Origin of the sequence: Mycobacterium sp. 20KCMC460, assembly GCF_022179425.1 — a bacterium.
In the GTDB taxonomy this organism is placed as follows: Bacteria; Actinomycetota; Actinomycetes; order Mycobacteriales; family Mycobacteriaceae; genus Mycobacterium; species Mycobacterium kiyosense.
In genome coordinates this window covers 887,541-900,689 of sequence record NZ_AP025524.1, presented here as the reverse complement: position 1 = coordinate 900,689, position 13,149 = coordinate 887,541, and the positions used below count along the sequence as shown (strand labels likewise).

Genomic DNA, 13,149 nt, shown 5'->3' with positions numbered 1-13,149 from the left:
GAATCTAACATCAGATTCAGGTTTGTGGGAGGTGCGTGACATGACGAGCGCGGCCGACCACTCCGAAACTCTGCCCAGGCTTCCCACCCACCGTGGCCGGCGCACCCAGGCCGCAATCGACGCCGCCGCGCGAAAAGTGATCGCACGCAAGGGGATTCTGGCGACGACGATTGCCGATATCGCCGCCGAGGCGGGGCGGTCGGCGGCGTCGTTCTACAACTACTACGACTCCAAAGAGGCGATGGTGCGCCAATGGGCGCTGCGCTTCCGCGACGAAGCCGGCCAGCGCGCCGTCTCGGTGACCCAGCACGGTCTGTCGGAGCGCGACCGTGCGCACCAGGCCGCCGCCGCGCACTGGCACACCTACCGGCACCGTCTCGCCGAGGTGATCAGCATCTCGCAGCTGGCGATGGTCAGCGACGACTTCGCCGAACACTGGGCCCAGATGTGCTCGATCCCAGTCTCTTTCATCGCCGAATCGGTCAGACGTGCTCAGGCGCAGGGTTATTGCCCCGACGACGACCCACAGCTGATGGCCGAGGCGATCGTGGCGATGTTCAACCAGTTCTGCTACCTCCAGCTCACCCGGTCCACGGAGCCCGACGACCAAGCGTGCATCCAGACCCTGGCCAACATCTACTACCGGGCCATTTACAGCGAGGAGGGTCGCTCTTGACCGACGTCGTTCGCGAATTCATCGGGCTGCCGTCGCCGACCGCCGGGCGAGCCGGTGCCGGCGGGCATCCCTGCCAGGGCCTCTATCACCATGCCGCGGGGCATCGTCCGAAGGTGGCGGTGATCGCCACGCATTACCAGATCGACTTCTCCGAGCACTACATCGCCGAGTACCTGGCCAACCGCGAGATCGGGTTCCTGGGCTGGAACACCCGGTTCCGGGGCTTCGAGAGTAGTTTCCTGCTCGACCACGCGCTGGTCGACATCGGGGTCGGCGTGCGCTGGCTGCGCGAGATCGCCGGCGTGGAAACTGTTGTTCTGCTGGGTAATTCGGGTGGTGGATCGTTGATGTCGGCCTACCAGTCCCAAGCGGTCGACCCGAACGTGACACCGCTGGCGGGCATGCGGCCCGCCGACGGGTTGACCGAGCTGCTCGCCGCCGACGGCTACGTCGCCACGGCCGCGCACCCGGGACGGCCCGACGTGCTGACCGCCTGGATGGACGGCGCCGTCGTCGACGAAAACGACCCCGTGGCAACCGATCCGGAGCTGGATCTGTTCTTCCAGCGGCCGCCGTACGCACCGGAGTTCGTCCAGCGATACCGAGCGGCGCAGGTGGCCCGCAATCACGCCATCACCGACTGGGCCGAATCGGAGCTCGAACGGGTCAAGGCGGCGGGTTTCTCCGATCGGCCGTTCACCGTGATGCGTACCTGGGCCGACCCGCGGATGGTCGATCCGACTCTCGAACCTACCAAGCGCCAAGCTAATTCGTGCTACGCCGGCACGCCGGTGCAGGCGAACCGGTCGGCCCGCGGTATCGCCGCCGCGACCACGCTGCGCAACTGGCTGGGCATGTGGAGCCTGCGCACCGCGCAGACCCGGGCCGAGCCGCACCTGGCCCGCATCACCTGCCCGGCGCTGGTGATCAACGCCGAGGCCGACACCGGCGTCTTCCCGTCGGACGCCAAGCGCATCTACGACGGGCTGGCCGGCGCCGACAAGTCCCAGGCCGCCGTCGACACCGATCATTACTTCACCACACCGGGCGCCCGCGACGAGCAGGCCGACATCATCGCCGAGTGGATCGGCAAGCGGTGGGGCTGACCGCCTCGCCGAAGCCGGGAGACAGCCTGGGCCTCCGTCGGCCACCGTTGGCCCCCAACCGACCGGTTGTTAGCTTAAAGGGTGCCCGGCCGCAACGGCCTCGAGAGCAACGGGAAGGCGACCAATGCCGATCGCGATAAACCCTGAACACCAAGCCCTGGCCGACTCGGTGCGGTCCCTGGTGGCGCGGGTGGCGCCCTCGGAGGTGCTGCACGAGGCGATGGAGACGCCGGTGCAGAACCCGCCGCCGTACTGGCAGGCCGCTGCCGACCAGGGACTGCAAGGCGTGCACCTAGCCGAATCGGTTGGCGGCCAGGGCTACGGCATCTTGGAGCTGGCCATCGTGCTGGCCGAATTCGGCTACGGCGCGGTGCCCGGGCCGTTCGTGCCGTCGGCGATCGCCAGCGCATTGATCGCCGCACACGACCCCAAGGCCGAGGTACTCGCCGAACTGGCCTCGGGGGCGGCCATCGGCGCCTACGCGCTGGATTCGACCATGACCGCCACCCGCCAGGGGCCGGAAGGCAGCCAGGTTCTGGTGATCCGCGGCGAAGTCCGGGCGGTGCCCGCCGCGGCACAGGCGTCGATCCTGGTGCTGCCGGTGGCCATCGACAGTGGCGAGGAGTGGGTGGTGCTGCGCGCCGACCAACTCGAGATCGAGCCGGTGCAAAGTGTCGACCCGCTGCGTCCGGTGGCGCACGTGCGCGCCAACGCCGTCGAGGTCGGCGACGACATGGTGCTGGACAACCTGAGCATGACGGCCGCGCACGCGCTGATGACGACACTGCTGTCGGCCGAGGCGGTGGGTGTGGCGCGCTGGGCCACCGACACCGCGTCGGGTTACGCCAAAATCCGCGAACAGTTCGGCCGGCCGATCGGGCAATTCCAGGCCATCAAGCACAAGTGCGCGGAGATGGTCGCCGACACCGAGCGGGCCACCGCCGCGGTGTGGGACGCCGCCCGCGCGCTGGACGAGGACAGCGAGCACATCGAGTTCGCGGCGGCGGTGGCGGCCACGTTGGCGCCGGCGGCGGCGCAGCGCTGCACGCAGGACTGCATCCAGGTGCACGGCGGCATCGGCTTCACCTGGGAGCACGACACCAACGTGTACTACCGCCGGGCGCTGATGCTGGCCGCCTCCTTCGGCCGCAGCACGGAGTATCCGCAGCGGGTGGTGGACACCGCGACCACCACCGGCATGCGCGCGGTGGACATCGACTTAGATCCCGAAACCGAGCAGCTGCGCGACGAAATCCGGGCCGAGGTCGCCGCCTTGAAGGAGATGGACCGCGACGCTCGCACCGTCGCGATCGCCGAGGCGGGTTGGGTGCTGCCGTATCTGCCCAAGCCGTGGGGGCGGGCGTCGGGGCCGGTCGAGCAGGTCATCATCGCCCAGGAGTTCACCGCCGGCCGGGTCAAGCGGCCACAGGTGGGCATCGCGGCGTGGATCATCCCGTCCATCGTCGCGTTCGGCACCGAGGAACAGCAGCAGCGCTTCCTGCCCCCCACCTTCCGCGGCGAAATGGTCTGGTGCCAACTGTTCTCCGAGCCGGGCGCCGGATCCGACCTGGCCGGGCTGACGACGAAGGCCACCCGGGTGGACGGCGGCTGGCGCATCACCGGCCAGAAGATCTGGACCACCGCGGCGCAGTTCTCGCAGTGGGGCGCACTGCTGGCCAGGACGGACCCGAACGCTCCGAAACACAACGGCATCACCTATTTCCTGCTCGACATGAAGAGCGAGGGCGTGACGGTCAAGCCGCTCAAGGAACTCACCGGGCAGGAGTTCTTCAACACCGTCTACCTCGACGACGTGTTCGTGCCCGACGAGTATGTGCTGGGCGAGGTGAACCGGGGCTGGGAGGTCAGCCGCAATACCCTCACCGCCGAACGGGTTTCAATCGGTGGCAGCGACCTGAACTTCCTGGCCAGCCTGCCCGCGTTCGTCGAGTTCGTCCGGGACGGACAGTTCGACCAGGTCGCCCGGCACCGCGCGGGCCAGCTGATCGCCGAAGGCCATGCCGCCAAGGTGCTCAACCTGCGTTCCACCCTGCTGACGCTGGCCGGTGGCGATGCGATGCCGTCGGCGGCGATCTCCAAGCTGCTGTCGATGCGGACCGGTCAGGGCTACGCCGAATTCGCGGTGTCGTCCTTCGGCACCGACGCCGTGATCGCGGATCCCGAACAGCCGCAAGGCAAGTGGAACGACTACCTGTTGTCCAGCCGCGCCACCACGATCTACGGCGGCACCTCCGAGGTGCAGCTCAACATCATCGCGGAGCGGTTGCTCGGCCTGCCCCGCGACCCTTAGGCCGCGGGACGTCGCCCAGCCGGGTTCACCACCACCAGTTCCACAAGTTTCGGTGACCCCACCAGCCGCCCGGGAACCAGCCGCCGCGGCCCATACCGCCGCCGCCCCAGCCGCCGTGGCGCCAGCCCAAACCGTGGCCACCCCAGCCGTGGCCGCCCCAGCCAGGGCCGCCCCAACCGTGGCCACCCCAGCCATGACCTCCCCCGCCGTGCCCGCCCCAGCCGTGCCCGGGGCGCTCGGGCAGGTCCGCGGCGCCATGCGGACCGGACAGAGCCGGTGCGACGACGGCCGGGCCGGGCGGCGCGGCCTGCGCCACGGCAGTGCCGCCGAACAGCGGACCACCGAACAGCAGAGTGGTAGCCAGCACACCGGCGCCGATGGCCCCGGTTGCCGCGGTACGCACCGAACGCAATGACCTCATGGGGACCCCTTTCACGATCTTCCACCTGACCAAGAAAACGGTATACGTAAATGCTGTTGGCAAACAATACGAAATAGAAATATCTGACCTGTAAATTTGTTGAACGTCTGCACCAATACTGATCTCAGCAGCCTGCTAACCACCAATTATGGGGTACTGATCCGTGTATTTACTATTTCGCTGAACTACTGAGCTCATTATCTCATCACCACAAATCGTCTCAATAGATCGTTTTTATCGGATTAGCAGCAAATTATTCTGATGATGCACAGACAATGCCAAGGTTGGCCCCTTACACTGACTTACTGACTCGTCCCGGGCAGGAAGGTCGTCGCATGAGCATCAACCCAACCCACCAGTCGCAGGCCGAGGACGGCGCGCCGACGGAGCGGTTTGCCAACTTTCGCCGGCCCCAAGTCCCCCCACTGCGCGAGTCGCCGACCGTCGACCATCGGCGCCGCGAACCACCCGCACGGACCCAGCGGACCCGCCGCACCGTCGACCTGCTGCCGGGCACCCACCGGGCTCTGGACATCTGGCAGCGCGAAGCCGCAGACCGGCTCGGGGTGGCGCGGGTGACCGGCCAAGAAGTGATCAACGCGCTCATCGAGCAGTTGCTCGTCGATCCCAAACTCTCGGCCCAGATCACCCGCGCGATCCAGGCCCGCCGCTGAATTCCGAGTCGAAGCGCAACGAGCGCAGCCGGCTACTCCGAGTCGGCTGAGTCCTCGCCGTCGGCGACCTCGGACTTGGCGTCCTCGGAATCGGACCCGCCCTCGTCCGAACCCTTTTCCTCTGCCTGGAGTTTCTTGGCCTCGTCCTTGGCTTTGTCCTTGTCCTCGACGTCCAGATCGCGCAGTTCGCGCTTGAGGATCTTTCCGGTCGGGTTGCGGGGCAGCTCGTCGAGGAAGACCACTTCCCGCGGCACCTTGTAGCGGGCCAGGTTTTCCCGCACGTAGTGCTTCACGGCGTCCTCGTCGAGGTCGGCGCCCTCCTTCTTGACCACGAACGCGCGCAGCCGGTGACCCCACTCCTTGTCCTCGACACCGATCGCGGTGGCCTCCACCACGTGTTCGTGCCCGCTGATCAGGTCCTCGACCTCGGCCGGGAACACGTTCTCACCGCCCGAGACGATCATCTCGTCGTCGCGGCCGCTGACGTAGAGCAGTCCGTCCTCGTCGAAATAGCCGACGTCGCCCGACGACATCAGGCCGTCGATGATCTGCTTGTGCCCGCCGCCGGTGTAGCCCTCGAACGGGAACGCGTTGCCGACGAAGATCCGCCCGACCTCGCCCTGCGGCTTCTCCTTACCGTTGTCGTCGAGAATCTTCACCTTCACACCCTTGACCACCGGTCCCACCGTCGCCGGGTTCTTCTCCAAGTCCTCGGGACGGGCGATGGTCGCGAAGGCGATCTCGGTCGAGCCGTACATGTTGTAGATGACGGGGCCGAAGTCCTTCAGCGCACGGGTGGCCAGCTCGGCCCCCAGCTGGGATCCGGACACGAAGATGATCTTCAAGTGGGACAGGTCGGGCTTCTTGTCCATCTTCTCGATCGCGTCCAGCAGCCGCGACAGCATCACCGGCACCACGACCATCGCCGTCGCCTGGTACTTCGCCAGGTCCTCGAGCACCAGCGGCGGCTTGAACTTACGGCGCAGGATCAGCGTGGACCCCAAGAACATCGCGATGGTGGCGTGCAGATAGCCCAGGGCGTGGAACATGGGCGCCGGCAACGAGGTGATCTCGTTCGCCTTGAACGGAACATGCGACAGGATGCCGCCGACCGGCGCCAGCGTCGGCGGAGTGCTGCGGTTGGCGCCCTTCGGGGTGCCGGTGGTTCCGCTGGTCAAAATGATGATCGAGGCGTGCTTGTCGGCCTTGGGCGCCGGCTCCTTGCTGCTGCGCTCGATCAGCTCGGCAAGGGTCTCGTCCGTGCTGCCCGAGTCCTCGTCGCTGTCCGGGTTGGTGCCCAGCGCCCGCAGCTTGCCGAGTTCGGGCTCGGCTTTGCTGACGACCTTGGTGTACTCGTCGTCATAGATGATCACCTTGGCGCCTTCGCGCTCGGAGACCTCTTTGACCTGCGGGCCGGAGAATTCGCTGTTGAGCAGGATGATGCGGGCGCCCACGCGGGCGGCGCCGTAGTTGGCGATCAAGAACCAGCGCGTGTTGCGCGCCAGGATCGCAACACCGTCCCCGGCCTTGACGCCCATCTCGATCAGCCCGTTGGCCACCGCGTGCGCGGCCTCGTCGAGCTCCCGGTAGCTGAATTCGCCGTCTTCGTCGATGCATGCCGCCCGGTCCGGGGTGCGCGCGGCATTGAGCGCCGGCAACATGCCGAATTCACCCCATTTGAGGATGCCGCTGGCCATCGTGGCGGTCTTGAGCGGCGACTCCAGCTTGAACGCGCCCGACTCGAAGATCTTGCGTACGTAGTGCAGTTCGGCGGCACCGCGTTCAACGTATTGCTGGATTTTTCCGACGCCGGGCAGGTCGCTGAGGTTAGGCATGTTCCTCACCATATGTGACGGAGGTCGCAAAACGACCAGTGGTTTCCACGTAATTACCATCGACTTCCATGACCAAACCCGTGTCGCTGGACGTGGACGGGCGCGAGGTCACCGTCACCCTCCCCGACAAGATCGTCTTTCCCGACGCGGGCATCACCAAGCTCGATCTGATCCGCTACTACCTGGCGGTGGCCGAGGGGGCGCTGCGCGGGGTGGCCGGCCGTCCGATGATCCTCAAGCGCTTCGTCAAGGGCATCTCCGAGGAGGCGGTCTTTCAGAAGCGGGCACCGGCTAAGCGCCCGGACTGGGTGGACGTCGCCACCCTGCGCTACGCGTCCGGAACGTCCGCCGACGAGGCCGTCATCCACGACGCGGCCGGGCTGGCCTGGGTGATCAACCTGGGCTGCGTGGACCTCAATCCGCACCCGGTCCAGGCCGGCGACCTCGACCACCCCGACGAGCTGCGGGTCGACCTGGACCCGATGCCCGGGGTCTCTTGGCAGGGCATCGTCGACGTGGCCCAGGTGGCCCGCGAGGTTCTCGAGGATCACGGGCTGACCGCGTGGCCGAAGACGTCGGGGTCACGCGGTTTCCATATCTACACCCGGATCGCGCCGCGCTGGCCGTTCAGCAAGGTGCGACTGGCGGCGCAAACGGTCGCCCGCGAGGTTGAGCGCCGGGTCCCCGAGCTGGCGACGAGCCGCTGGTGGAAGGAGGAACGCGAAGGGGTGTTCGTCGACTTCAACCAGAACGCCAAGGACCGCACCGTTGCCTCGGCCTACTCGGTGCGGGCCACCCCGGATGCGCGGGTGTCCACACCGCTGCACTGGGACGAGGTCGCCGGCTGCCGCCCGGAGCGGTTCACCCTGGCCACCGTGCCGAGCCGGTTCGCCAACCTGGGTGACCCGTGGACGGGTATGGACTCGACCACCGGCAGCCTGGACCGGCTGCTGGCGCTGGCCGAGGAACTTGGCCCGCCGGAGAAGGCGCCACGGGGCGCGAGGAAGCCTGGGCAGGGCACCGACGGCAGGCGGGTGTCGTCGATGCCGCTCATCGAAGTCGCCCGAACCAAGACCAAGGACGAGGCGATGGCCGCGTTGGATACCTGGCGCGGCCGCCACCCCGCGGCGGCCGAGCGGCTGCATCCGGCCGACGTGCTGGTCGACGGGATGCGCGGGCCCAGTTCGATCTGGTACCGGATCCGGGTCAACCTGCAGCATGTGCCACCGGAGCTACGTCCGCCCCAGGAGGAACTGATCGCCGATTACTCACCCTGGCACGGCTACTCACCCAAACGTGCCTCCGAGTAGTAAGGCCACGTAACTGACGGCCCGGTAAGACACGCGATACTCTCCTGCTGTGCAGCAGGCATGGAGTCGGCGGGGGTTCTTGCAGGTCGTCGGGGCCGCGGGACTGCTCGGCGCAAGCGCTGCGGCGGTTACGGCGGGATGTTCGGGCTCCAAGCCGGCGCCGGGATCGCCCGGCGGTGGAGCGGTGACGGTGACCCACCTGTTCGGTCAGACCGTCGTCAAGGAACCGCCCAAGCGGGTGGTCAGCGCCGGTTACACCGAGCAGGACGATCTGCTCGCCGTGGGTGTGGTACCCATCGCGGTGACCAACTGGTTCGGCGACCAGCCCTTCGGCGTCTGGCCCTGGGCGCAGCCGAAACTCGCTGCGGCACAACCGGTTCTGCTCAATTTGGAGAACGGGATCCAGGTCGACCAGATCGCCGGTCTCAAGCCCGACCTGATCGTGGCGACCAACGCCGGCCTAGATGCCGACACCTACCAGAAACTGTCCAACATCGCCCCGACCATCGCCCAGTCCGACGGCGACGCCTTCTTCGAGCCGTGGAAAGACCAGGCCACCACGATCGGCCAGGCGGTGTTCCAGTCCGCGCAGATGAAGTCGTTGGTCGACGCGGTCGACAGCAAGTTCAAGGACGTCGGCCAGAAGAACCCGTCCTGGAAGGGCAAGAAAGCGTTGTTGCTGCAGGGCCGGCTGTGGCAGGGCACGGTGGTCGCGACGACGGCGGGCTGGCGGACCGAATTCCTGGAGCAGATGGGTCTCGTCGTTGCCGACAGCATCAACGCCTATGCCACCGACCACCGCGCGGCCATCCCCCGCGACCACATCAAGGAGGTGCTCGATTCCGCCGACGTGGTGATCTGGACGACGGAGAGCCCCGACGACGAGCAGGCGCTGCTGGCCGATCCCGAGGTGGCGGCCTCCCAGGCGACCGCGCAGAAACGGCATGTCTTCACCTCCAAGGACCTGGCCGGCGCGATCGCCTTCGCATCGCCACTGAGCTACCCGGTGGTCGCCGACCAACTGCCGCCACAGCTGGCAAAAATCCTGGGCTGACCGACCCGGACTTGAGCGTTCGTTAAGGCAGCTCTGGCAGTGCTCGAAAGTTCCTCGCCCGCTTGCGCTCGCGGAGTTACCGTCGAGTAATGAGTGTGACAGAGATCACCGACATCCCGGGGGACCTGGTCGTGACCAGCACCGTACTCGACTACGGCGACCACGCGTTGCTGCTGCAATGCGACAGCACCGCCGACGTTCTGGCCTGGACCGATGCGTTGCACGCAGCGCGGCTACCCGGTGTCGTCGACATCGTCCCGGCCTCGATGACCGTACTGGTGAAGCTGGCTGCGCCGCGTTTTCAGGCTGCCACCCGGCGGCGGCTGCGCAAATTACGGGTGGTGCCCGCCACCGAACCCGATGCTGGCGACCCCGCGGATGACGTCGTCATCGACGTCGTCTACGACGGACCGGATCTGGCCGAGGTCGCCGAACTCACCGGCCTGAGCACCGCCCAGGTGATCAACGCCCACACCAGCAGCCGCTGGCGGGTGGGCTTCAGCGGGTTCTCGCCGGGGTTCGCCTACCTGATCGGCGGCGACGAGCGACTCCGGGTGCCGCGCCGCGCCGAACCGCGAACCTCGGTTCCGACCGGAGCGGTGGGTCTGGCCGGCGAATTCAGCGCGGTCTATCCGCGCCGATCACCCGGCGGTTGGCGGCTGATCGGCCACACCGACGCGGTGTTGTGGGATATCGACAAACCCGATCCGGCGCTGCTCACGCCCGGCACCTGGGTCCGGTTCCGGGCGACGTAGGAGGATCGATCGCGATGACGACGCTGGAAATCCTGCGCACCGGACCGCTGGCGGTGGTGCAGGACCTCGGCCGGGCCGGTCTGGCCCACCTCGGCGTCGGCCGCTCCGGGGCCGCCGACCGTCGATCCCACACCCTGGCGAACCGGTTGGTGGCCAACCCCGACGACCGGGCCACCGTCGAAGTGACGTTCGGCGGATTCTCGGCGCGGGTGCGCGGCGGCGACCTCGACATCGCGGTGACCGGGGCCGACACCGAGCCGACCGTCAATGGAAAGATGTTCGGCACCAACAGCATTCAGCACGTACGCGACGGTGAGGTGATCTCGCTGGGCACGCCGCGGGCCGGGCTGCGCAGCTACCTGGCGGTGCGCGGTGGCATCTGCGTGACGCCGGTGCTGGGTTCGCGTAGCTACGACGTGATGGCGGCCATCGGACCGCTACCGCTGCAGGCCGGCGACGTGGTGCCGGTCGGCGAACACAGCAACGAGTACCCCGAACTCGACCAGGCACCGGTGGCCGCGATCGAAAAACACATCGTCGAGCTGATGGTGATCCCCGGACCCCGCGACGACTGGTTCGTCGACCCGGACGCCCTGGTGCACACCGTCTGGATGGCCTCGGACCGCAGCGACCGGGTGGGCATGCGACTGGAGGGGCGCCCCATCGTGCACCGCTGGCCGGACCGGCAACTGCCCAGCGAGGGCACCACCCGGGGCGCAATCCAGGTGCCGCACAGCGGGTTACCGGTGATCCTGGGACCCGATCACCCGATCACCGGCGGCTACCCCGTGATCGGGGTAGTGATCGACGAGGACATCGACAAGGCGGCCCAGGTGCGGCCCGGCCAGTACGTGCGGATGCACTGGGCGCGGCCGCGGTCGTGACGCCCGTCTGAAACTCCGGCGCGCAGCGGTGGTAGACAAGGACCGTGCACACCGCACGCCTGGTACACACCGCCGATCTCGACAACGACACGCGCCAGCGCACCCACCGGATGCTGACCGAGGCGTTCGCCGGTGACTTCACCGACAGCGACTGGGACCATACGCTCGGCGGCATGCATGCGCTGATCTGGCATCACGGGGCGATCATCGCGCACGCCGCGGTGGTGCAGCGCCGGCTCGTCTACCAGAACAGCGCGCTGCGCTGCGGCTACGTCGAAGGTGTTGCGGTGCGCGAAGATTGGCGCCGCAAGGGACTGGTGAACGCGCTGCTGGACGGCGTCGAACAAGTGATGCGAGGCGCCTACCAACTCGGTGCGCTGAGCTCCACCCGCGCCGCGCGGGGCCTGTACTCGGCCCGCGGCTGGCTGCCGTGGCTCGGCCCCACCTCCGTGCTCGCACCCACCGGTCCGACCCGTACCCCCGACGACGACGGGACGGTGTTCGTGCTCCCGGTGAGCGTCAGCCTGGACACCTCCGCCGGACTCATGTGCGATTGGCGTGACGGCGACGTCTGGTAAAGGGTCTGGTACGTAGGCCTCACAGGCCCTCCGGTACTGCGGTGAGCGAAAGTTCACAGTCGGCGTCACCCGCAGAAGCGCCCGGGCAACAAAGGATTCCTAGCGTCACCGGCAAGGTCTTCAGCAGCCCGTTAGGAGTCTCCCTTGTCCGCCATGCTCGCGCGCCGTTCGCACACCATTTCCGATTGGGATCCCGAGGACGAGGTGGCGTGGGAAGGCGGTAACAAGTTCGTCGCGCGGCGCAATCTGATCTGGTCGGTGGCCGCCGAGCACGTGGGCTTCTCGATCTGGTCCACCTGGTCGGTGATGGTGCTGTTCATGCCGGCTTCGGTGTACGGCTTCTCCGCGGGCGACAAGTTCCTGCTGGGGGCGACCGCGACGCTGGTCGGCGGCTGCCTGCGCTTCCCCTACACGTTCGCCACGGCGAAGTTCGGGGGCCGCAACTGGACGGTCTTCTCCGCGCTGGTGCTGCTGATTCCCACCGTCGGCAGCATCTTTCTGCTGGCCAACCCGGGGTTGCCGCTGTGGCCGTTTTTGGCCTGCGCCGCGCTGGCCGGACTCGGCGGCGGCAACTTCGCCTCCTCGATGACCAACATCAACGCCTTCTACCCGCAACGACTCAAGGGGGCGGCGCTGGCACTGAATGCGGGCGGCGGCAACCTCGGCGTCCCGGTGATCCAACTGGTCGGCCTGCTGGTGATCGCGACTGCCGGTGACCGCCAACCCTATTGGGTTTGCGCTGTGTACCTGGTGCTGCTGGCCGTCGCCGGTATCGGCGCCGCGGTGTTCATGGACAACCTGCAGCAGTACCGCATCGAGATGACCACCATGCGCGCGGTGCTGGCCGAGCCGCACACCTGGCTGATCGCGCTGCTCTACATCGGCACCTTCGGTTCGTTCATCGGCTTCTCCTTCGCCTTCGGGCAGGTGCTGCAGATCAACTTCGTCGCCAGCGGGCAGAGCACCGCCAAGGCATCGCTACATGCCGCCCAGATCGCTTTTCTGGGACCGCTGCTGGGTTCACTGTCCAGGGTGTACGGCGGCCGGTTGGCTGATCGCGTGGGCGGCGGCCGGGTGACCCTCGGCGCATTCTGCGGAATGATTCTGGCCGCCGGAATCCTGGTCGGTGTAAGCACTTTCGGTGAGCAGCACGCCGGGCCCGCGCCGGCCGCACTGATGATCGGCTACATCGCGGGATTCGTGGCCCTGTTCATCTTGTCCGGAATCGGCAACGGCTCGGTGTACAAGATGATTCCGTCGATCTTCGAGGCTCGCAGCCACTCACTCCCGTTGAGCGAGAACGAACGTCGGCTGTGGTCACGCTCTATGTCCGGCGCCCTGATCGGCCTTGCCGGTGCCGTCGGCGCGCTCGGCGGCGTCGGGGTCAATCTCGCGCTCCGCCAATCGTATTCGAGCAGTGGAACCGCCACCTCGGCGTTCTGGGCGTTCGTGGGTTTCTACATCGCCGCCTCGGTGCTGACGTGGCTGATCTACGTGCGCAGGCCGCTCACCGTACGCGCCGCCGCTAGTTTGGCGTACGTGTAA

12 protein-coding genes are annotated in these 13,149 nt (G+C 67.3%); 10 read left to right on the top strand and 2 right to left on the bottom strand.

Annotation, left to right across the window (positions count from 1 at the left end):
• Window positions 1-70 precede the first annotated feature (70 nt).
• From MKCMC460_RS04100 to MKCMC460_RS04090, 3 genes are all read left to right on the top strand, one after another.
• Entirely contained in the window at window positions 71-676 is a 606-nt protein-coding gene (locus MKCMC460_RS04100) for a TetR/AcrR family transcriptional regulator (RefSeq protein WP_236984608.1), read from the top strand.
• On the top strand, window positions 673-1,782 hold the full coding sequence (locus MKCMC460_RS04095) for a lysophospholipase (protein WP_236980280.1): 1,110 nt from the start codon (window positions 673-675) through the stop codon (window positions 1,780-1,782). Before MKCMC460_RS04100 ends, MKCMC460_RS04095 begins: the two co-directional genes overlap by 4 nt.
• A gap of 124 nt (window positions 1,783-1,906) precedes the next feature.
• The gene (locus tag MKCMC460_RS04090; RefSeq protein ID WP_236980278.1) at window positions 1,907-4,093 is read left to right on the top strand and encodes an acyl-CoA dehydrogenase; all 2,187 of its coding nucleotides are present in this window, start codon (window positions 1,907-1,909) and stop codon (window positions 4,091-4,093) included.
• A 25-nt stretch (window positions 4,094-4,118) separates the two neighbouring features.
• Here the strand turns inward: MKCMC460_RS04090 and MKCMC460_RS04085 are convergent, their stop codons facing one another.
• On the bottom strand, window positions 4,119-4,514 hold the full coding sequence (locus tag MKCMC460_RS04085; protein WP_238305323.1) for a hypothetical protein: 396 nt from the start codon (window positions 4,512-4,514) through the stop codon (window positions 4,119-4,121).
• A gap of 335 nt (window positions 4,515-4,849) precedes the next feature.
• On the opposite strand from MKCMC460_RS04085, the gene MKCMC460_RS04080 reads away from it, so the two are divergent.
• Window positions 4,850-5,188, top strand: coding sequence for an ATPase (locus MKCMC460_RS04080; protein WP_236980275.1), 339 nt, complete (start codon window positions 4,850-4,852; stop codon window positions 5,186-5,188).
• A 32-nt stretch (window positions 5,189-5,220) separates the two neighbouring features.
• Here MKCMC460_RS04080 and fadD2 read toward each other — a convergent pair whose 3' ends face one another.
• A complete protein-coding gene (fadD2, locus tag MKCMC460_RS04075) occupies window positions 5,221-7,023 on the bottom strand; it encodes a long-chain-fatty-acid--CoA ligase FadD2 (RefSeq protein WP_370653067.1) in 1,803 nt (600 codons plus the stop codon).
• A 68-nt stretch (window positions 7,024-7,091) separates the two neighbouring features.
• On the opposite strand from fadD2, the gene MKCMC460_RS04070 reads away from it, so the two are divergent.
• The 6 genes from MKCMC460_RS04070 to MKCMC460_RS04045 all read left to right on the top strand — a co-directional run bounded on the left by MKCMC460_RS04070 (window position 7,092) and on the right by MKCMC460_RS04045 (window position 13,149).
• Window positions 7,092-8,333 (top strand): DNA polymerase domain-containing protein, encoded by a 1,242-nt coding sequence (locus tag MKCMC460_RS04070; RefSeq protein ID WP_236980272.1) that lies wholly within the window; start codon window positions 7,092-7,094, stop codon window positions 8,331-8,333.
• A gap of 49 nt (window positions 8,334-8,382) precedes the next feature.
• A complete protein-coding gene (locus tag MKCMC460_RS04065; RefSeq protein ID WP_238305322.1) occupies window positions 8,383-9,387 on the top strand; it encodes an ABC transporter substrate-binding protein in 1,005 nt (334 codons plus the stop codon).
• A gap of 89 nt (window positions 9,388-9,476) precedes the next feature.
• Window positions 9,477-10,142 (top strand): allophanate hydrolase subunit 1, encoded by a 666-nt coding sequence (locus MKCMC460_RS04060; RefSeq protein WP_236980270.1) that lies wholly within the window; start codon window positions 9,477-9,479, stop codon window positions 10,140-10,142.
• 14 nt (window positions 10,143-10,156) lie between these two features.
• Entirely contained in the window at window positions 10,157-11,026 is an 870-nt protein-coding gene (locus MKCMC460_RS04055) for a 5-oxoprolinase/urea amidolyase family protein (protein ID WP_236980268.1), read from the top strand.
• A gap of 44 nt (window positions 11,027-11,070) precedes the next feature.
• Window positions 11,071-11,604, top strand: coding sequence for a GNAT family N-acetyltransferase (locus tag MKCMC460_RS04050; protein WP_236980266.1), 534 nt, complete (start codon window positions 11,071-11,073; stop codon window positions 11,602-11,604).
• 153 nt (window positions 11,605-11,757) lie between these two features.
• Entirely contained in the window at window positions 11,758-13,149 is a 1,392-nt protein-coding gene (locus tag MKCMC460_RS04045; protein ID WP_236984606.1) for a NarK/NasA family nitrate transporter, read from the top strand.

What these genes read in the sequence shown, in the direction of transcription:
- MKCMC460_RS04090 (WP_236980278.1), top strand. Translation starts at nt 1,907, where the DNA reads ATGCCGATCGCGATAAACCCTGAACACCAAGCCCTGGCCGACTCGGTG.
- MKCMC460_RS04085 (WP_238305323.1), bottom strand. Translation starts at nt 4,514, where the DNA reads ATGAGGTCATTGCGTTCGGTGCGTACCGCGGCAACCGGGGCCATCGGC.
- MKCMC460_RS04080 (WP_236980275.1), top strand. Translation starts at nt 4,850, where the DNA reads ATGAGCATCAACCCAACCCACCAGTCGCAGGCCGAGGACGGCGCGCCG.
- fadD2 (WP_370653067.1), bottom strand. Translation starts at nt 7,023, where the DNA reads ATGCCTAACCTCAGCGACCTGCCCGGCGTCGGAAAAATCCAGCAATAC.
- MKCMC460_RS04070 (WP_236980272.1), top strand. Translation starts at nt 7,092, where the DNA reads ATGACCAAACCCGTGTCGCTGGACGTGGACGGGCGCGAGGTCACCGTC.
- MKCMC460_RS04060 (WP_236980270.1), top strand. Translation starts at nt 9,477, where the DNA reads ATGAGTGTGACAGAGATCACCGACATCCCGGGGGACCTGGTCGTGACC.
- MKCMC460_RS04055 (WP_236980268.1), top strand. Translation starts at nt 10,157, where the DNA reads ATGACGACGCTGGAAATCCTGCGCACCGGACCGCTGGCGGTGGTGCAG.
- MKCMC460_RS04045 (WP_236984606.1), top strand. Translation starts at nt 11,758, where the DNA reads ATGCTCGCGCGCCGTTCGCACACCATTTCCGATTGGGATCCCGAGGAC.